We start from the raw sequence: 17,944 nt of genomic DNA, 5'->3' as shown, positions 1-17,944 counted from the left end.
CTCGATGGTGCTGCGTGTCGGGTCAGCGGGGCCCGTAGGCCGGTCGCAGCCGCCAACGGGCCCCGCGGTAACGCACCTTGGCTAGGCTTCCGGGCCGGCTTTCTGCTGCAGCGTGGCGTTCTCCGGTGCGCCGATCTGGATCCCGCAGGCCGCGTCCGTGAGCTGTGCGGAGCTGCGGTTGGCGAGAATCCGGCTGACCTCCGGCGCCCCGACCTGGACTCCGCAGGCGAGGGCCTCTTCAACGGAGGTGTCCGGCCCCCGGTTGACGAGGATGTTCTCCAGCTCTTCAGCACCGATCTGAATACCGCACATCTGTCCTGCTCCCCTCTCCGGCCGGAACGACTTCCGGCCGGTCTCCTGGATACGTGGCGGGAGGGTCGCCGGCAGATACCGATCCGTCGGGTTTTCCCCGGCCGAATGCCGCCAGCGGGGACGGTGCGGCTCAGTTGTCCGGGCACAACCGGGTGCCGCGGATCGGCAGAGCGCTGTCCAGGTGGGCCGCCGCGATCCAGCCGGTGTCGCCCAGGACTGTCGTCCGGGCCCACACGTCGTCGCCCTTGACGGCTTCCCCGGTGCGGTGGCAGGTCACCCGGCCCAGCGTGCCGTCGGGCACCTTGCGCAGCACCCGGTCGCCCGTCGAGGGGCCGGCGCGCATCGACACGTTGGGTTGGGCCTTCATCGCGACAAGCCGGCCGTCGCCGGGAACCAGGCCGTCCTGGAGGCCCCGGCAGGTGTTCGCCGACGAGCCGATCCACATGATTGTGTAGTCCTCGCCGTCGCGTCGTTGGTGGCTGGTGTCGAAGCAGTACGCCGGCTTGTCCTGCTCCGGTCCATTGCCCCGGGTGGCCAGGTCCAAGAGCGGAATCTGCTTGATCAGGAAGCAGGCGGTCGTGTCGGCGACCGCGCCGAGGCGGCCACGGAGGACCGCGACGACGCCGACCGCCCACGAGTCGCGTCGGCTCTGGTAGATCCGCACCGCCAGCCGGTCCGTCTCGTAGGCGCATTGGACGGCGTCGTCGACCTGCCCGAGCCGGTCGGCAAAGCGGCCGACGTTGTCGAGGAACTGACCGACCCGGGGCCGCTGCCCGGGCACGATCCGTTGGGTCACCTCGCTCACCAGGTCGACGTGCGGCAGACAGGGGTTCTCGATCGAGGTGTAGCTTTTCTCGTCCAGCTTCGGTAGTAGTCCGCCGCTGCGGGTGCCGGCCGCCGGGCAGCCGCCTCCGGCGACCTTCGCGAGACCGTTGGCCGTGCCGGGGCGGTTCTCGGCACCGCCGCCGGCCGCGCCGCCGTTCGTGCGGCATCCCGTCAGGAGACCGGACGCCAGGGCGAGCACGGTGAGGCCGGCGGCGAGACCCGCCCGGCCTGGGAGCTTCCTCACATTGTGGTCAGTCATGCCTGGATGGGGGGCCGGGCGGCGTCCTGGATACCTGCTGTCGGCGCGACTCTGGTGCTGTCGGTTCAGCCGGCGCCGAAACAGACGAAGCTCGGGGGCTGGTTGTCGCGCACGGCCTCCGCCAGTGCCGCCGCCGGCGGCCGGCCCGCGACGACCGCCCGGTGATAGGCCACCATGATCTCCGTGGCCGCCTCGTCGGCGACCCGGCCGACGCTCGCGACGACCGTGGCGGTGCCGGCGGCGAGCAGGGCGGTCGGCATGCCGAGCGCCTCGTCGCCGTGCCGCACGTCGGTCAGGCCCAGGTCGCAGCAGGACAGGACCACGGTACGCGGCGCGGTCCGCAGCTCCTGCACGTCATGGCCCATCAGCGGGCCGCCGGCCAGCTCCAGCGTGGAGAACAGTGGGTTCTCGGTCTGGTGCTGGCCGTGCGCGGCGATATGGGCGAGGTCGGCGCCGGCCATCGCCGCGAGTGCCGCCGCCGGGGTCGCCTCCGGCCCGGTGAGCACCACGGCACCGCGGTGCAGCGACGCCACGGCCCGGGCCTCCGCCTCCCCGCGGGGGATTCCCGGTCCCGCCACCACCGCCACCGCGGCCGACCCGGCGACGGGCCGGCCGGCGTTCAGGCGGCGCCGGGCGGCCAGCCACACCCCGACCGACGGCGCCACCGTGACCGGCCGGGACGCGCACGCTGGCAGGGCGTGCCAGGGCGTGGTCAGCAACAGCCCGGTCGGGACCACCACGAGGTCTCGGTCGCCGACCAGCGGCAGCACTGGATCGAGCACCATCGAGCCCACTCGGTCGGCGTCCTGGCGTGTCGTGGCGTGGACCACCGCCGCCAGCCGGGCGGGCATGGCCCGGCCCGCCTGCGCGTCCAGGTCGGCGCGCAACCGTCGTACCGCCTCCTCGGTCGTGCCGCGGTCGCCGAGCACCACCACCGAGGTCCCCCGGTCGGTGACCACGAGCGCGCGCAGGACGTCCCCGGTGGCCACGTACACCACGAGCGCCGCGCCGGCCAGCTGCGCCGTCACGGCGGTCAGCGGCGCCGGCGTCGGCGGTGCCGCGTCCCGGGGACCCGGCGTCGCCCAGGCGCGCTCCCGGATCACCCGCTGGAGCGCCTCCAGCCGACCGTGGAAGGCCAGGGTCGGGTGGCCCGCGAGTTCCGCCTGCCGGACGCGGTGCTGTAGCTGGCGCAGCTCCTCCAGCGCCTCGGCGGCGACCGGGTCGTCGGGCGGCCGCACCGGCGGCAGCAGCAGCGCCTGCGCCCGGGCCCGCTCGGACCACCGGTAGACGGCGCTGGCGGAGCCCTCTGCCAACGCCGCGGCGAGCCCCGCCCGGGCCAGGTCGCGGCCGTGCACTGCGGCCCCGGTCTGCAGGTCGGCGCAGCCGAACCGGGCGCGGTGCCGGTGCAGAGCGGTCATTCCGGCCAGCAGACTGCGCCGGGCTTCGGCCGACCGGTCGGTCGAGGCCGCCACCTCCGCGCGGGCCATGTGCCAGAGCAGGCGCGTGTCGAGCCGATCGCTCCGCTGTGGCCCGGGCTGTCGCCCGATCAGCTCCGCCGCCCGGCGGGGTCGTCCCGCGGCCACCAGCGCCCGGGCCTTGACCATACCGGCGACTCGGGCGTCCTCGGGCAGCCCGAGCCGGGCCAACCGGCCGGCCAGCACCCCGGCGCGCCGGGCCACCGTCGCCTGGTCGACCTCGCCGACCGCCTGGTCGGCGCGCAGCTCGAGCAGGGCAGCGAGGGCCGCACGGCGGACGTTGGTACGGCCGAGGAACGCGGCGCGGGCGCGTCGGGCCCAGTGCGCGGCAGCGACCGGCTCGCCGGCGAGGAGGGCCGCCTCCGCGCGCACCTGGAGAGCATCCGCATAGGTGTGTCCGAGCTGCTGCCGCGTCGCCCGCTCCACCGCGCTGGCGAGTTGCCGTTCGGCCTCGCGGTAGAGCCCGGCCGCGACCAGCGCGCGGGCCCGTTCCACTGCCAGGTTGGCGAGCCGGCCCGGCGCGAGCATCCGGTAGTCGGCGTCGGACTGGGCGAAGGCACGCAGCGCGGCGGGCAGGTCACCGGCGATCACGTCGAGACAACCCAGGTTCGTCCGCGCCATGGCCACGTGCAGGCCGAGCCCGTGCCGGGCGGCGACCTCGGCGCAGCGCCGCAGGTCGGCCCGGGCGAGCCGGACGTTGCCCGCCTCCAGGTGCACGAGGCTGCGGTTGTTGAGCGCCTTGACCAGATCAGGCGGGTGTGTCAGGTCGCCCAACAGGCCGATGGACTCGTCGTACTGGCGCAGCGCCTCCGCGTTGCGGCCGCTGCGTTTGAGCAGCAGGGCCCGCTGGCCGAGCAGGATCGGCCGCTGCGGTGGAGCCACGAGTGCCTCGGCCTCGTCCAGCAGCCGGAAGCCCAGCTCCACCCGGCCCCGCTCGGACTCGGCCCAGGCGAGGCTGATCAGCAGGCGGGCGTGGATGTCGCGCAGGCCGGGGTGGCTCTTCGCCAGCCGCAGGCCCGCCCGCAGTTCCCGGGCGGCCCGCCCCGGCTGGCCGGCGTCGCTGGACGCCAGGCCCGCCGCGTGCCAGCGGGTGGCCCGGCGAGCGAGTGCGGCCTGGTCCATGTCACAGGGCGAGGGCCGGCGTGACCACCTGCGGTGCGTGCTCACCCCGTGCCGGGTGCACCACCACCTGCGCCAGGCCGTGCGGCACACCGTCCAGCACGAAGCGGCCGGACGCGTCGGACTCCACCGTCTGGGACGGGTCGGGCGCGGGGTGCCGCAGCTCGACCCGTACGGCGGCGCCGGGCGCGAGCCAGCCGTCGATCCGGACCAGGCCGTCGGGCCGGTCCACGATCGTGATCATCACGGTCCGGCTCTCCGCGTCGAAGGTCAGGGTGCGGGTCCGTTGCGTGCCACGCACCGCGCCGACGAGCTGCTCTTCGCGCAGCCGGGCGACCTCCCGGTCGACGTCGTCGAGTGCCAGCACCAGGCGTACCCGGTCGTCGAGGTCGGGGGGTGGCGGGTCGAGCTGGGTGAGCACCGCTGCCAACTGGTCCAGGATCGCCTGGTCCAGGCCGTCGAGCGGCTGGTCGGCGGAGTGCGGGGCGGTCATGTCGGGCTCCACGTCGAGTCGGCGGCCAGCATCTCCCGCAGCTTCGCCAGACACCGGCCACGGGTCGGCCCGATGCTGCCACGGGGCATGTCCAGCGCCTCGGCCACCGCCGTGTAGTCGGGGCGGTCGACGTGCGCGACGATCCGCAGCAGCGCCCGGCACCGCTCCGGCAGCCGCGCGACGTGCCGCCACAGCGTCCGGTCACGTTCCTCGGACAGCAGCAGGTCGGCGGGGCCGGGATCCGGGTCGGGCGAGGAGTCCAGCGTCGCCGCGTCGTGCGGTGTCTGCCGCTGCGCGAGCCCACGGACCCGCCAGGATTCCCGGCGGGCGGTGGTCACCAGCCACGCGGTGAGGGCGCTCGAGGACCGGATGGTGTGCAGTCCGCGTACCAGCTCCAGCCAGGTCGTCTGGACGACATCGGCGGCCTCCTCGGCGGTGAGACCCTGTGCCCGGGCGACGCGCCACAGCAGCGGGTTGAGTTCCCGAACCACCTCGTCGAGGGCGTCCCGGTCGCCCGCCCTGGCCCGATCGAGGCGCTCGCCGAGGCGTGCCGCACGGTCGAGCGACGCGCTCGCGCGGTCCACCGGCACATTCGACATCGCGTCAGTCCGGCAGCCGCGAGGACGCCGGCGCTGGCGCCAGCTCCTGGGCGAGCCGGCCCGCGTACCGGGCCGCCGCGAACGACGTGCCGCTCCAGTAGGCGTACGCGCCCTGCCCGGTGATCTGTGCCGTGGTCAGTGGCATGAGGCTCACCGCGTTGGTGCCCTCGTGCCACTGGCGCACCCACACCCCGTGGTTGCTGTATGGCGCCCGGGTGGTCGGCGAGGCGCAGGCCCCGACGCTGATCACCGTAAGCGCCGGATCAACCGCGAAGGCAGCCGGATAGATTGGACTGTCCGTACCGCCGTTCCCGGCCGAGGCGACCACCGCGACGCCCTGGTCCGCCAGGCGTTTGAGCGCCGCCCGGACCGGCTTCATCTCTGCTTCCTCGCCGACACCCGGGCGGCCGAACGCGGTCAGCACGACGTCGATCCGCTGGCCGTCGCGAACCCGGTCCGCCAGCCAGTTCAGCGCGTGTGCCGCGTTCAGGTCGCTGACCCGGCCCGCGTCGCTCATCACCCGCACCGAGAGGATCCGCGCGTCGGGCGCCGCACGGCGGAGGAGTCCGGCGAGGAAGGTGCCGTGCCCCCAGTGACTGCCGAAGTCCGTCTCGTCGCTCTCCTCGCCGTGGCTGTCCTGGCCGTGGCTCTCCTGGCCGGCGATCTCCGGAATGGCGCGCAGCGGCGTCCATCCCCGCGCCTCCTCCCAGTACGGCTCGCCGTCGGTCTCCACCAGCCAGTCGTGCTCCCGCACCCCGGTGTCGAGCAGCGCCACCACGGGCCGCCCGGCCGGGAACTGGCTGGCCGGGCGCCGTGGGGGCTTCGGCAGCATCACGTGGTCGGGGGCCGGGAGCCAGGCAACGGTGCCGTGTCCGCTCTTGCGGCCGCTGGCCCGGAAGTACGGGAAGAGACGTGCCTCCGACCGGGCGTCGTCCTCCACGGTGGCGGCCACGCACTCGTAGTCGGGCAGGCACTCCGGCACGTCGGTGTCGGGTCGGCCGGCCAGCCGGCGGCTGGCCCGGGCCACGGCCACCGGGTCACCCTGGACGGGCAGTTCGACCAGCTCGACGGCGGGCGGCGCGGGGGCGGCCGGCGGGGACAACGGCCGGCCGAGACCAGCCTCGGCCAGCAGCCCGTTGAGCCGCTCGACCGTCTCCGGACGCTCCGCCACCCACGCGGGCACGAGCACGACGTCAGGACGGTAAGGGGGTCGGGACACCTGACCTCCTGGTAGTACGGCTGATTCACTCAGGACCGCCCCCCGCGCGGCGCGGGTCGGTGGTCGCCAGCACAGTTGAGCACGTTCCGCTGCCGCCGCCAATGGCCCGCCCGGCGCATCGACCATGACCATTCGATGCGTATCTGAGGGTCCGTCCGCTCCCCTACCGCAGATGGGCCCACGTCCGCCCGCGGTCGAGGCCCTACCGGGCGCCCGACGAGTCGTCCGGATGGCGAAGTCGCGCGGCTGCCTGGTGCAGACCCGGGTGGACGCCGGCCGGGCTCCCCGTGTGCTCGGCGAGCCGTTGCAGGACAGTGACAAGCCGGGCGCGTTCGCCGGCGTCGAGCGGGGTGAGGATCTCGCCCTCGTGCTGGTCGGCGACCCAGCGAGCACGAGGCAGCAGCTTGCGCGAGGTTTCGGTCAGGTGGATGGCGTGGGCACGACGGTCGCGGGGGTGCCGCCGACGTTCGACCAGATCGCGGTGTTCGAGGTCGTCGAGCAGGCCGACCATGACCTTGCGGTGGATGCCCAGCGCGTCGGCGAGCTGTTGCTGGGTGGTGCCCTCATTTCGCTCCAGGTGCATGAGCAGCCCGAAGTGGTTCGGCGCGATGCCCAGCGGCGCCAGCCGCGCGGCGAACGTCTGCGCGACGTGGAACCCGAGTTGGGACAGCAGGAAGTTGGCCCGACCGGCCAACGGCCGGTCGGTGCCTGGTGCGGCGTCGTCGAGCACTCCAACATTGTACGTCCTCGTTATTGTCCGTTACGGTAACAGTAACTGGCGATCCATACTTGGGAGATGCTGATGAAGGTGACCGTCTTCGGTGCTACCGGCGGCATCGGCAGCCACGTCGTACGCCAGGCACTCGACCGCGGTCTGACCGTGACCGCGGTCGTCCGCGACCCGGTCCGCCTCGACGTGCGCCATCCGGCGCTGGAGGTCACGACGGTGTCCACGCTCGACGACGCCGACGCGTTGGGGTCCGCGGTACGCGGCAGTGACGCGGTCCTGTCCGGTGTGGGCCCACGCGGACGCCACGACGGGCCGGTCGCCTCCACCGCCACGCGCGCGATCCTGGGAGCGATGCACGCCGAAGGTGTCCGCCGGCTCGTCACGGTCAGCGCCGCCCCGGTCGGCCCGACACCCGACGGGGACAGCTTCCTCAACCGCCGCATCGTTCTGCCGGTCATCAGTGCCCTGCTCAGGGATCTGTACGCGGACCTGCGTGCCATGGAGCACGCGATGGCGAACAGCCCGGCGCAGTGGACGGTGGTGCGGCCGCCGAAGCTCGTGGACAAGGCGCTGACCGGCCGGTACCGCACCGTCATCGGTGGCAACGTCGCCCGCGGCTACACGATCTCCCGGGCCGACGCGGCCCACGCCATGCTCGCCGCCGCAGGCGACCCCGCCACGATCCACCGGGCGATCGGCATCGCGTACTGACCGACCGCCTTCCTGGCCACCGCACTCCTCGGGTTGACCATGTCCGGCATCCACACCGGTGCCATAGCCCGATGGCACGCCGGCACCGGCCTCCTCGCCGCCACACTTCTCTTCGTCACCGCGACGACCAGCCCGTACGGCGTCGGCAGCGTCAACCCACTCGCCCTCCTCGGCCTCGCCGGTTGGCTCCTGGGGCTGGTATGGATCGTGGCGTACGGCGTCCTGCTGATCCGAACGCCGGTGAGCGGCGGGGGATCCGGGGCATGCCGACCGTGACTATCGGATGATGTCGGTAAGGCCGGTCAGGTCCGTGAGCTCGTATTCGACGGGCGTATCGTCCGGCAGGGTATGCCCGCGATGGTTGATCCACGCCGCCCGGATGCCGGCCGCGTGCGCCCCGCGCACGTCGGCGCTCGTCGAGTCGCCCACGTGCAGCACCTCGTGCGCACCCAGGTCCAGGGCGGCGAGCGCTCGGGCGAACATGGCCCGGTCCGGTTTGTAGGCGCGGACGTCCTCGCTGGTCACGACGGCGGCGAAGGCCAGGCCATGGTGCGCCATCGCCGCGTCCAGGTCGGCGCGGTCGACGTCGGACACCACGCAGACGGGCACCGTGACCCGGGAGAGAAACTCGCGGGTACCCGGACGCAACGGCGGCGACTGCCAGTACCTGAACTGCGCCGCGCACAGTGTGGCCGCGTCACCGGCGCAGCCCACCTCGGCCATGACCGTGGCCAGGCTGCGCATCGCGCAGTGTCGCAGGGTCCGGAACTGCGGGCCGTCGGCGACCGCCTCGTACTGCAGGGCCCAGGCAGCCAGGACGTCGCCCCCGGAGACGGATGTGGAGGCGCCCGCGGCTACCTGGTCAGCGATCGCCTGCATGATCGCGTCGTCGTCCTCGACCACCGTGCCGTAGAAGTCCAGCAGCAGTCCCTTGATCACGTTCGCAGCGTAGTCGTCGCCGCGGCCGGAGGGGTTCGGCGAGGTCAGTGACTATTGGTTGCGAGCCGGATCCCGAATCCGGTAATCACCGTCCCGGTGACGCGGTCCAACAGCCGGCGAGCCGCGGGACGTCGCAACACCGTGCGCAGCCGACGTGCCAGGACGACCAGCACGGTCGACCAGGCAGTACCCAGAAGGATATGCACGCAGGCCAGCAACACACCGAAGGCAAACGGGGAAGCGCCGGCGGGAATGAACTGTGGCAGGAGCGCGACGTAGAACACGCCCATCTTCGGGTTCAGCAGGTTTGTCAGTGCGCCGCGACGCCACCCCGGGTAGAAGTCGTTGCCGGCCGTCGCGGGTTCGTCGACCGGTGGATTCGCTGTGTCTGGTCGACGGTGGCGGGTGCCCCACAGCATGCTCAGCCCCATCCAGATCAGGTAGCAGGCGCCAGCCCATCGCAGCACCTCGTAGGCCAACTGGGAAGCCGTCAGCAACGCGGTGACACCGGCGGAGGTGAGCGCACCCCAGGCCAGGGTGCCGGTTTGGATGCCGAGAACGACTCCCCAGGCACGGCGGGTTTCTCCGAGGGCTGCGGTGCGCAGGATGAGGGCGGTGTCCATCCCGGGGGTCATGGTGAGCAGGCCCACGACGATGACGAACGACCACAGAGCGCTGAGAGCTGTCACGATTTTCAACCTAGTGGGCGGCTGTCGTGGTCAGGGCCGCGCGGTGTCACACACCAAGGGTTAGGTCAGGTCATGCCCAACCTGGTGTCGCAGGCCGGGCAGTACCCGCGCTTTGCGTTCGAGCTCACGTCGATCTCGCAGGTCGAGCACGGGCCGCCCTCCCACAAACCCTGGTCGGGTCCGAGGCCGCCGTCGTAGTAATCGCGGTCCGGCCACGCGACCAGGCTGAGGACTGTGTCCGGCGCTTCGTCGCATCGATACGAGGTGGCCAGGATCAGCCTCTCCTGGCAGCCGTACCGCTCGTCGGTGTAGTGCGGCAGGACCCGCCGCATGACGTCGACCAGCTCGTAGACCGGTAGCCCTACGAGCTGCTCCGCAAGACGGTCCCGATCTTCGTCCGTCGTCATGCGACGACGATACGCGCGACTGCACACCCGCCGGCCGCGGTCGGGACCGTCGCGCGGAGAGGCGCTCATCGACCCGTCGGTGACACGCCGCCTGGTGACTCGATTCGCCGATGGCCTCGCCCCGGCAACCATGGGCCGATCCCTGGCGCTCGACCGGCTGACACACGACAGCGCGAGGTTCTCCTGGAGGTGGCCGGCACCTGCCCGTCAGCCGGGCATGCGACGCTGAAGCTCCATGACCAACGGGCCACACCGCGGTGGCCCCGGACACTTCCGCCAAAGCCCGCACAATTCCTGGCCTGACAGCACAGCATCCCCCAACCCACACCCCTTGTGCCCGGAGGAACGCAGACCATGGACCACGCATCTCAGCTCATCCAGGAGCGGAGTGCCCCGCCGGCCACGCTGGTGATCTTCGGAGCCTCCGGTGACCTGACCCGGCGTAAGCTGCTGCCCGCAATCGAGAGCCTGGCTCGGCACGAGCGGCTCCCGGACCAGTTCGCGCTGGTCGGCGTCGCGCGCACGTCGATGACCGACGAGCAGTTCGCCGAGAGCGCCCTCGGCGAACGCACCCTCGCCAGTAAGCGCCAACTCCAGGGCGGTGTGCGGTACGTGTCCGGCGGCTACGACGACCCGGAGACCTACAAGAAGCTCGTGGAGACCCTCGACGAGCTGGACGCACAGCGGGGCACGTCCGGCAACCGGCTCTTCTATCTGTCCACGCCGGCCGGGGCCTTCGAACCGGTGATCAACGGACTGGCCGGTGTCGGGCTCAACCAGCCGGCCGAAGGCTCCTTCTCCCGCCTGGTCATCGAGAAGCCGTACGGGCGCGACCTGGTCACGGCCCGCGAGCTCGACGGCGTCGTGCACAGCGCCTTCGACGAGCACCAGGTCTTTCGTATCGATCACTACCTGGGCAAGGACACCGTCCAGAACGTGCTGGCGCTGCGCTTCGCGAACTCGATCTTCCAGCCCATCTGGGATCGCTCCTGGGTCGACCACGTGCAGATCACCGTCGCCGAGACCCTCGGCGTCGGCAGCCGCGGTGGCTTCTACGAGGACGCCGGCGCGATGCGGGACATCGTGCAGAACCACGTGCTCCAGGTTCTCGCGCTGGCACTGATGGAACCACCGGCCTCATTCGAGGCTGAGGGCCTGCGCAACGAGAAGGTGAAGCTGCTACAGGCGATCCGGCTCCCCACCGACCGGGACATCGCCGAGGCCGCGGTCCGGGGACAGTACACCCGGGGCGGCACCCGCGAGGAGCTGATGCCCGGCTACCGCGAGGAGGCCGGAGTCGATCCCCTGTCGCGGACCGAGACCTACGCCGCGATGCGGCTCAACGTGGACAACTGGCGCTGGGCCGGGGTGCCGTTCTACGTACGCACCGGCAAGCGCCTGCCGGCCCGGCTCACCGAGGTGGCACTGCAGTTCCAGCGGCCGCCGCACCTGCCGATCCCGACCGACCAGCTCACCGGCCTCGATGCTGACGCGCTGATCCTGCGGATCCAGCCGAACGAAGGCATCTCGCTGCGCTTCGGCGCCAAGGTGCCGGGCCACTCCTTCCGGGTCCGCACCGCGACGATGGAGTTCTCCTACGACCAGACGTTCGTCGAGGAATCCCCGGAGGCGTACGAGCGTCTGCTCCTGGACGCGCTGATCGGTGACGCGTCGCTGTTCATCCGCAGCGACGAGGTGCAACAGTGCTGGCGGATCGTCGACCCGATCATCGACAACTGGGCGAAGGACAACTCGCCGATCCCCACCTACGAGGCCGCCTCCTGGGGCCCGACCGACGCCGACCGGCTCATCGGCCGCAACGGCCGCAAGTGGCGCAACTCCGCGTGACCCTGCCACCGCGAGTGTGACCGCGCTGCGGAGCCCGATCGCTTGGTCTCACCAGGAAAACGCAGCGCGGTCCTCTCCGTGCGCCGGTCATCGGAGTCGATGGCCGGCCGCGCGGGCCGGGACCGGGCCTCGCCGAAGCCATGGCCCTCGTCGGCTAGCTTACGAGTATGGCTGGGCTGCGGATTCGCGGTCCGGGACCAGAGCAGCACCCTATCAACGTGGGCAGACCAGAAGCGGGGACGAGCGTGCGCAAGTGGATCGTCGGCTGTGTGTCCGTAGTGGTCGTGGTGCTGATCGGGCTCGTGGGCACGCGCGTCCTGCTACGAGACACCACCCGGTTCGACGACCGCGCGTACTCGGGCAGCAGCTTCAGCAAAACGCCTGACGAGGTCTTCACCGACTTTGACATCACCCTGCCGGCGTGCACCGACGGGCGGATGCGCTACTGGGCGGGCAGTCTGGATCTGTATCTGACGATCACCGCACCGCCGGACTGCGTCAGCCGGTTCATCGAGGAGAACCGGCTGAGCACGTCCGAGCCGCTGCCCGCCGCACCACTGACGGTCACCAGAGACAAGCGGGCGGCGGAGTTCGGCTGGACCCTGCCCGCAGACCGGGTGTACAGATCACACCGCCGCGAGGAGGACAACGTCGAAACCAAGGCATGGACCGACGACGCCGCCGAACAGTCGCTGTATCTGACCGCCTGGCACCAGTAGCTCCGCCCGCCGGCCACTCCTACACGGGGATGTCGAACGAGGAGGACCCGCCTCATCATGGGGCAAACGATGGGATCCGCGGTTCAGGTTCGGGCGAGCCGACGGACGGCGAGAAGCGTGGCCACCACCGCCATGCCGAGCAACACCGCCACGGCGGTCGGGTTGAACCCGGCGCCGTGCCACGGGTCGCTGACCGCGTCCATCAGCGGCCCCATCGGGGTGAAGTCGACGGCGGTGTTGAGGGCGTCGGGCAGCAGGTACGGCGGAGGCCCGCCACCGGCGATGAAGAAGAGCCCGAAGAAGAGCAGGAGTCCCACACCCTGGGCGGCCCGCGCGGTCGGTAGCAGCGTCCCGAGCAGGACGCCGAGCGCCGCGAAGGCCAGCGTGCCGACGAGGAACCCGGCCAGCACCCCGAGGGTCGAGGACGGCGCGTTGAGGTCGTAGCCTCCGAATCCGATCGCGATCATGAGAGCGGCGGCGACCGCCGCCATCAGCGCGGTGACGATGATCTGTGCACCCGCAAGCGGCCAGGCGGAGACCCCGGCCGCGCGGAACCGCCGCAACACTCCCCGTTCGCGGTACGCGGCCAGGTGGGTGGGAACGCCCAGGAAGCCCATCACGGCGATCGCCGCGGCGGCGTACACGGGTACGTAGAAGTCGACGCCGCCGATGCCGCCCATCTCCGGATCGGGCTCGTTGCCGAACGAGCCGGCCAGCAGGACCAGCAGGAGGGCGGGGAACGCCAGGCCCATCAGCAGGGTGATCGGTTCCCGGCCGAGCAGTTTGATCTCGGTCCAGACGATGCGGGCCGTCATGGCGGTCTCCTCCGTGGTCAGTCGCGAAGCCGGCGACCGGTGGTGGCGAGGAAGACGTCCTCGAGCGTGGGATGGTGAGTCCGAAAGTCGTCGGGAAACAGCCGTCGTTCGGCGAGGGCAGCCGCCACCGGCACCGTGGCCCGGGCCAGCCCGGCGATGGTGACCACACCGCCGGTGGTGCTGACGTTGCTGACGCCCGGTATTCCGGCGAGGAAGCCGACGTCCTGGCCGTCGGCGGTGAAGGTGATGGCGATCGGGCCGCCCTGCTGGGCGGTCAGGGTGTCCGGGCGGTCCAGCGCGACGACCCGACCACCGTCCACGATGGCCACCCGGTCGCAGAGTGCCTGCGCCTCTTCCATGAGGTGGGTGACGAGGACGACGGTGGCCCCCCGCTCGCGTACCCCTCGGACCAGGTCCCAGGTCGCGCGGCGCGCCTGCGGGTCCAGCCCGGTGGTCAGCTCGTCCAGGAAGACGACCTCCGGCTGGCCGAGCATCGCCAGGGCGAGGAAGAGCCGCTGCCGTTGGCCGCCGGAGAGCGCGGCGAACGGCCGGCGACGCAACGCGGCCAGGTCCCAGGCCGCCAGCGTCGCCTCGACGTCTCCGGCGGACCCCGGCGGGGTGAAGAGCCGGATCGCCTCGGCCACCCGCAGCCGGTCGGGCAGGGCGGAGGACTGCAGTTGCGAGCCGATCCGGCGGCGCAGCGGTTCCGGCTCGCGGGCCGGGTCGAGGCCCAGGACCTCGACCCGGCCCCCGTCGCGTCCCCGCAGACCCTGCAGGCACTCCACGGTGGTGGTCTTGCCCGCGCCGTTCGGGCCGAGCAATCCGAAGATCTCGCCCCGCCGCACGCTGAACGACACGTCCTCGACGGCGACCACGCACCCGTAGCTCTTGCGGAGATTCTCGACCCTCACGACGTCCATGAGGTGACGCTACGAGAGGGCCGAGCCTGGCACGTCCGCCAAAGGCGGCGTTCGCGGCTACTCCGAAGGAGGTACGGCCTGGACCAGCCCCGTCTCGTAGGCGACCACGGCCGCCTGGACCCGGCTCTCCACCGCGAGCTTGGTCAGGACCCGGGAGACGTGGGTCTTCGCGGTCAGCTCGGCGATGTGGAGCCGGCCGGCTATCTCCCGGTTGGAGCAGCCGCGGGCGATGAGTCCCAACACCTCCCGCTCCCGCCCGGTGAGGGCCGCCAGCGCGGGCGGCGCGGGGCGGTCCCGCCGCAGCCGAGCGGCGACCAGATGGTCGACCAGGCGGCGGGTCGTCGACGGCGAGATGACCGCGCCGCCGCGCACCGCCGACCTGACCGCCTCCAGCAACTGCGCCGGCGGGGTGTCCTTCACCAGGAAGCCGACCGCCCCCGCCTCCAGCGCGTCGAAGACGTTCTCGTCGGTGTCGTAGGTCGTCAGGATCAGCACGTGCGGCGGGTCGGCGGCGGCCAGCACCTGGCGGGTCGCCGCTATCCCGTCCAGCTTCGGCATCCGAATGTCCATCAGCACCACGTCGGGCCGGTGTACGGCGGCGGCGGCCACCGCGCGCTCCCCGTCCTCGGCCTCGGCCACCACCTCGATCTGTGGATCGGAGTCGAGTAGCGCCCGGAACCCGGCCCGCAGCAGCGCCTGGTCGTCGGCGATCAGCACTCGGATCACGGCGCCTCCAGTGGGAAGGTCGCGGTTACCCGGAACCCGTCGGGTCCGCCAGCGGTCGACAGCTCGCCGTCGTAGAGGGCGACCCGCTCGGCCATCCCCCGCAGGCCCTGGCCAGGAATGTACGCCGGATCGGCCGCGCCCGGGTCCTGGACCTCCACGGTGAGCCGGTCTGGTTGGTAGCTGATAGTGAGCTGGGCCCGTACGCCCGGAGCGTGCTTGATGACGTTGGTGAGCGACTCCTGGACTACCCGGTAGGCGGCCAGGTCGAGGCCGGGTGGGAGCGGCACCTGCGGTCCGGAGGCCGCGACGGTGACGGCGACCCCGGCGTCGCCTGCGGCTGCCACCAGCGATGGCACGTCGGCGAGGCCCGGCTGCGGTGCTGGGGCCGGACCGATCTGGTCGTTTCGGGCCGGGTCGCGCAGCACGGTCAGCATGCGGCGCAACTCCGACAGCGCTTCCCGACCGGTCCGCTCGATGATGGTGAGCGCCTCGGCGGCCTGCGCCGGGCGGGCGGCGACCAGGTGCGCGCCGACGCCGGCCTGCACGGTGATGACACTCATCGCGTGGGCGATGACGTCGTGCAGCTCGCGGGCGATCCGGGACCGCTCGTCGGCGATGGCGCGCTCGGCCAGCGCCTGCTGCGCCGCCCGCAACTGCTCGGCCTTGACCTCCAGGTCCTCGGCGTAGCGCTGCCGGTCGTCGATGGCGACTCCGAGGGCCCAGACCACACCGCAGACCACGGCGACGTAGAGCAGATCGGTCACGCTCACCGGCCACTGGCCGGCGATGACCGCGGCCATCATCCACAACGGGGTGATGAGGGCGATGGCCCGCTGCCAGAGCGGTCGGCGCCAGGCGCCGGCGGCGTAGAGGGCGACCAGCAGCGGCAGCGACTGGAGGAAATGACCCTCGTGCGCTCCTCCGTCGATGGGCGTTTGGAGCCAGAGCGGGTACGTGACACCGAAGACGAGCACGATCGCGACGGGGTTCCATCGGATCGCCAGCACCGGCAGGGTGTTGGCGAGTAGCAGGGGTATGGCGCGGAGCGGGTACTCCTCGACGATCCGCCACTCGGGCACGGCGAACACGATGGTCAGGAGCGTGGTGAGCCCGACGAGGGCACGTCCGGACCGCATTGGGTCAGCCTACGGCTCACCGCGCCTGATCCGGGTAACGCCTGCTACCTGCCGATCGGGGTTGGCTCAGACCAACGCCCCATGAGGTGAGGACGGCGGGAGCTTGGCCATCGTGGCAGGCTACGGCGGTGATCATGAGCTCGCGCAAGGTTGTGCGCACCACCGCAGCAGTGCTCGTCGCGCTGCTCTGTGGTGCCTGCGGAACAGGTCGCCGGGACGCCGTAGCCGAACCTCCGCAAGAGGCGACACCCTCCGCGTCAGCGGCACCGCAGCATGGAGATCGAGGCTCGACACCGGATGGACACGTTGTGCTGCAATGGGTCGCAGTGATCGTCGCTCGCGACGACACCTCGATCACCGTGGCCACCACCCTCGACAGCGCGAGCTGCGGAGAGCCCGAGCTTCGCCCGGAGGCGACGATCACCCACCAGGACGACACCGAGGTGGTCATTTCGGTGACCATGAGCATTGCGCGAGCAGAAGAAGAAGCATGCGCCGCCACCGGTGACGCCGCGCGCGTTTTCGTGTCGCTGCAAGAACCCCTGGGTGACAAAGTTCTGCGCGACGCCGCCACCCCCCGGCCGCATCCGACGTACTACGAGCGAGATCTGCCGGACCTCCTTGCCGACAAGCGGTGGGATCCCACCGGAGGACACCTGACGTCCCGCGACGCACGCTGGTCTCAGCGCTACAGCAAAGCCGGCGGCACAATGCTTGTCGTCAACGCGCTGCCCACAACTAGCGCACACCGGCCGGCCACTATCGCCACGGTCCCGGTCCGTTCCGGAAAAGGCATCATCACTGGCAACGGCGCAGCGGGCTCTTGGACGGTCTGGTGGGAGGTCGGGCAGGTCACCTACTCGCTGTCGCTCGAACCGCCAGCGGGCCACGGCCTCACTCTGAAGCAGTTCAAACAACAACTCGCCAGCTTCAGGTGGAGTTGATCGTGGCACACTGACAGCACCGGGTGGGGCACCTTCGGGCTAGCGTCACCGGGCAGACGAGCACCCGCACTGCTGTGCCGACCACGACGGTGAACGCACGATCGGCAGTGCCGCAGCCGGGCATCCGGATCGACCCAGATCGGGTTCGAGGCATCGGTTGAAGGGGTCAGTCACCGTCGAGGGCCGAGGTGTATCGGTCTTGGCCGTGGCATCGGATGCCAACGCTCGTGATGTCTCCGATGCGCACCAGTTCTCGGATTGCCGTGGTCATCGCCGATACAGACGACTACTTTCTCGTCTGCGAGTCCGGAGCGGGGGCAGTGGTGAACGGGGAAGACACCGGATGGCCACGCGGCCACATCGCGAAAATCTCCTCGTCTGACTGGCTGCCTCTGTGGTCGCCATCGCCACGGTACGAATTCAACGCGGTCCATCGCGAAGTCTATGCCGTCATCGCCGAGCCAGAGCGGTCCTGGACGGCATGGCTGGCCGCCCAGCAGCCAGAACCCCGCGCACAATGGTTCCGGGTGGCGCATGCAGCGATCCATACGGTCGTCCGAGAGCACCCCGAGCGGGCACCGCAGGCCACGGCGTTGCACGACTGGCTCCTCAGCCAGGCAGAGGCCATCAGTGTCTGGTCTGACGTCGAGCAGGCACTGCTGTCGGCGCGCTGCGCCGGCGGCAGAACCTTCGACGCCCTACCCGCGCGTCCCGGCCCCCCGTCACCCGACGCCATGATCGGCCGCTGCCTCGACGTATTGCCGCTCACCCGCGAGGCGGCGCGGTCGCTGCCCATCAACTGGCGCGAACTCAGGCCCGCCGATGTCCAGCGGTCCAAGCTGACGCGAGCCTTGCTGCAGGCGGCTAACCAGCTGCGCGAGAAGGCCACCACGCAGGAACTCGTCGCCGAGCTGGCAACCTGGGACGACGTCCTGCCCACGATGTGCTGATGGAGAGGGCTCAGCCACAGTGCTGATTGCCCAGCAACAGATTCCTGCCAAGCGCTGATGCTGACGCCGATCGTGCGATCACCGGTCCACTGCATCGCATCCGCAACGC

20 protein-coding genes are annotated in these 17,944 nt (G+C 71.4%); 6 read left to right on the top strand and 14 right to left on the bottom strand.

Annotated elements, in window-relative coordinates; translation table 11 throughout:
• Positions 1–81: 81 nt before the first annotated feature.
• The 7 genes from ACLQ29_RS30175 to ACLQ29_RS30145 all read right to left on the bottom strand — a co-directional run bounded on the left by ACLQ29_RS30175 (position 82) and on the right by ACLQ29_RS30145 (position 7,031).
• Positions 82–312: a hypothetical protein gene (locus ACLQ29_RS30175; RefSeq protein ID WP_425774805.1), complete on the bottom strand. Its 231-nt coding sequence runs from the start codon at positions 310–312 to the stop codon at positions 82–84.
• Between the two features lie 130 nt (positions 313–442).
• Positions 443–1,396, bottom strand: coding sequence for a hypothetical protein (locus tag ACLQ29_RS30170; protein WP_425774804.1), 954 nt, complete (start codon positions 1,394–1,396; stop codon positions 443–445).
• A gap of 65 nt (positions 1,397–1,461) precedes the next feature.
• Positions 1,462–3,993 carry a CHAT domain-containing protein gene (locus ACLQ29_RS30165; RefSeq protein ID WP_425774803.1) on the bottom strand — a complete coding sequence of 844 codons (2,532 nt, stop codon included), beginning with the start codon at positions 3,991–3,993 and terminating at the stop codon, positions 1,462–1,464.
• Between the two features lies 1 nt (position 3,994).
• A complete protein-coding gene (locus ACLQ29_RS30160) occupies positions 3,995–4,483 on the bottom strand; it encodes a hypothetical protein (RefSeq protein WP_425755635.1) in 489 nt (162 codons plus the stop codon).
• On the bottom strand, positions 4,480–5,067 hold the full coding sequence (locus tag ACLQ29_RS30155) for an RNA polymerase sigma factor (RefSeq protein ID WP_425774802.1): 588 nt from the start codon (positions 5,065–5,067) through the stop codon (positions 4,480–4,482). The genes ACLQ29_RS30160 and ACLQ29_RS30155 overlap by 4 nt, the downstream gene beginning before the upstream one ends.
• Before the next feature lie 19 nt (positions 5,068–5,086).
• Positions 5,087–6,301 carry a S8 family peptidase gene (locus ACLQ29_RS30150; RefSeq protein WP_425774801.1) on the bottom strand — a complete coding sequence of 405 codons (1,215 nt, stop codon included), beginning with the start codon at positions 6,299–6,301 and terminating at the stop codon, positions 5,087–5,089.
• Positions 6,302–6,503: 202 nt separating this feature from the next.
• Positions 6,504–7,031, bottom strand: coding sequence for a MarR family winged helix-turn-helix transcriptional regulator (locus ACLQ29_RS30145; RefSeq protein WP_425774800.1), 528 nt, complete (start codon positions 7,029–7,031; stop codon positions 6,504–6,506).
• A 66-nt stretch (positions 7,032–7,097) separates the two neighbouring features.
• Here ACLQ29_RS30145 and ACLQ29_RS30140 point away from each other — a divergent pair, with 66 nt between their 5' ends.
• Positions 7,098–7,742, top strand: coding sequence for an NAD(P)-dependent oxidoreductase (locus tag ACLQ29_RS30140; RefSeq protein WP_425774799.1), 645 nt, complete (start codon positions 7,098–7,100; stop codon positions 7,740–7,742).
• A gap of 39 nt (positions 7,743–7,781) precedes the next feature.
• Positions 7,782–8,018, top strand: coding sequence for a hypothetical protein (locus ACLQ29_RS30135; protein ID WP_425774798.1), 237 nt, complete (start codon positions 7,782–7,784; stop codon positions 8,016–8,018).
• Here ACLQ29_RS30135 and ACLQ29_RS30130 read toward each other — a convergent pair whose 3' ends face one another.
• The 3 genes from ACLQ29_RS30130 to ACLQ29_RS30120 form a co-directional block, all read right to left on the bottom strand.
• Entirely contained in the window at positions 8,019–8,681 is a 663-nt protein-coding gene (locus ACLQ29_RS30130; RefSeq protein ID WP_425774797.1) for an HAD family hydrolase, read from the bottom strand.
• Between the two features lie 44 nt (positions 8,682–8,725).
• Entirely contained in the window at positions 8,726–9,316 is a 591-nt protein-coding gene (locus ACLQ29_RS30125; protein WP_425774834.1) for a LysE family translocator, read from the bottom strand.
• A gap of 119 nt (positions 9,317–9,435) precedes the next feature.
• Entirely contained in the window at positions 9,436–9,777 is a 342-nt protein-coding gene (locus ACLQ29_RS30120; protein WP_425774796.1) for a hypothetical protein, read from the bottom strand.
• Positions 9,778–10,131: 354 nt separating this feature from the next.
• On the opposite strand from ACLQ29_RS30120, the gene zwf reads away from it, so the two are divergent.
• Both zwf and ACLQ29_RS30110 read left to right on the top strand, forming a co-directional pair.
• Positions 10,132–11,625, top strand: a complete 1,494-nt coding sequence (gene zwf / locus ACLQ29_RS30115; protein ID WP_425774795.1) for a glucose-6-phosphate dehydrogenase — start codon at positions 10,132–10,134, stop codon at positions 11,623–11,625.
• 245 nt (positions 11,626–11,870) lie between these two features.
• The gene (locus tag ACLQ29_RS30110) at positions 11,871–12,344 is read left to right on the top strand and encodes a hypothetical protein (protein ID WP_425774833.1); all 474 of its coding nucleotides are present in this window, start codon (positions 11,871–11,873) and stop codon (positions 12,342–12,344) included.
• 83 nt (positions 12,345–12,427) lie between these two features.
• Here the strand turns inward: ACLQ29_RS30110 and ACLQ29_RS30105 are convergent, their stop codons facing one another.
• Genes ACLQ29_RS30105 through ACLQ29_RS30090 form a run of 4 tightly spaced genes read right to left on the bottom strand, consistent with a single transcriptional unit; the run spans position 12,428 to position 15,941 of the window.
• Positions 12,428–13,159 (bottom strand): ABC transporter permease, encoded by a 732-nt coding sequence (locus ACLQ29_RS30105; protein WP_425774794.1) that lies wholly within the window; start codon positions 13,157–13,159, stop codon positions 12,428–12,430.
• A 17-nt stretch (positions 13,160–13,176) separates the two neighbouring features.
• A complete protein-coding gene (locus tag ACLQ29_RS30100) occupies positions 13,177–14,079 on the bottom strand; it encodes an ABC transporter ATP-binding protein (protein ID WP_425774793.1) in 903 nt (300 codons plus the stop codon).
• 57 nt (positions 14,080–14,136) lie between these two features.
• A complete protein-coding gene (locus tag ACLQ29_RS30095) occupies positions 14,137–14,805 on the bottom strand; it encodes a response regulator (RefSeq protein WP_425774792.1) in 669 nt (222 codons plus the stop codon).
• Complete coding sequence (locus tag ACLQ29_RS30090) at positions 14,802–15,941, bottom strand: sensor histidine kinase (RefSeq protein WP_425774791.1); 1,140 nt, start codon at positions 15,939–15,941, stop codon at positions 14,802–14,804. Before ACLQ29_RS30090 ends, ACLQ29_RS30095 begins: the two co-directional genes overlap by 4 nt.
• 308 nt (positions 15,942–16,249) lie before the next feature.
• Between ACLQ29_RS30090 and ACLQ29_RS30085 the strand changes: the two genes are divergently transcribed.
• Entirely contained in the window at positions 16,250–16,885 is a 636-nt protein-coding gene (locus ACLQ29_RS30085) for a hypothetical protein (protein ID WP_425774790.1), read from the top strand.
• Between the two features lie 239 nt (positions 16,886–17,124).
• Positions 17,125–17,835 (top strand): hypothetical protein, encoded by a 711-nt coding sequence (locus ACLQ29_RS30080; protein ID WP_425774789.1) that lies wholly within the window; start codon positions 17,125–17,127, stop codon positions 17,833–17,835.
• The last annotated feature ends 109 nt before the right edge of the window (positions 17,836–17,944 follow it).

Origin of the sequence: Micromonospora sp. DT228 (assembly GCF_049841595.1) — a bacterium.
Lineage (GTDB): Bacteria > Actinomycetota > Actinomycetes > Mycobacteriales > Micromonosporaceae > Micromonospora.
This window is presented reverse-complemented; position numbering and strand designations above follow the sequence as displayed.

What these genes read in the sequence shown, in the direction of transcription:
- ACLQ29_RS30175 (WP_425774805.1), bottom strand. Translation starts at nt 312, where the DNA reads ATGTGCGGTATTCAGATCGGTGCTGAAGAGCTGGAGAACATCCTCGTC.
- ACLQ29_RS30170 (WP_425774804.1), bottom strand. Translation starts at nt 1,396, where the DNA reads ATGACTGACCACAATGTGAGGAAGCTCCCAGGCCGGGCGGGTCTCGCC.
- ACLQ29_RS30165 (WP_425774803.1), bottom strand. Translation starts at nt 3,993, where the DNA reads ATGGACCAGGCCGCACTCGCTCGCCGGGCCACCCGCTGGCACGCGGCG.
- ACLQ29_RS30160 (WP_425755635.1), bottom strand. Translation starts at nt 4,483, where the DNA reads ATGACCGCCCCGCACTCCGCCGACCAGCCGCTCGACGGCCTGGACCAG.
- ACLQ29_RS30140 (WP_425774799.1), top strand. Translation starts at nt 7,098, where the DNA reads ATGCTGATGAAGGTGACCGTCTTCGGTGCTACCGGCGGCATCGGCAGC.
- ACLQ29_RS30135 (WP_425774798.1), top strand. Translation starts at nt 7,782, where the DNA reads ATGTCCGGCATCCACACCGGTGCCATAGCCCGATGGCACGCCGGCACC.
- ACLQ29_RS30125 (WP_425774834.1), bottom strand. Translation starts at nt 9,316, where the DNA reads ATGACCCCCGGGATGGACACCGCCCTCATCCTGCGCACCGCAGCCCTC.
- ACLQ29_RS30120 (WP_425774796.1), bottom strand. Translation starts at nt 9,777, where the DNA reads ATGACGACGGACGAAGATCGGGACCGTCTTGCGGAGCAGCTCGTAGGG.
- zwf (WP_425774795.1), top strand. Translation starts at nt 10,132, where the DNA reads ATGGACCACGCATCTCAGCTCATCCAGGAGCGGAGTGCCCCGCCGGCC.
- ACLQ29_RS30105 (WP_425774794.1), bottom strand. Translation starts at nt 13,159, where the DNA reads ATGACGGCCCGCATCGTCTGGACCGAGATCAAACTGCTCGGCCGGGAA.
- ACLQ29_RS30100 (WP_425774793.1), bottom strand. Translation starts at nt 14,079, where the DNA reads ATGGACGTCGTGAGGGTCGAGAATCTCCGCAAGAGCTACGGGTGCGTG.
- ACLQ29_RS30090 (WP_425774791.1), bottom strand. Translation starts at nt 15,941, where the DNA reads ATGCGGTCCGGACGTGCCCTCGTCGGGCTCACCACGCTCCTGACCATC.
- ACLQ29_RS30080 (WP_425774789.1), top strand. Translation starts at nt 17,125, where the DNA reads ATGCGCACCAGTTCTCGGATTGCCGTGGTCATCGCCGATACAGACGAC.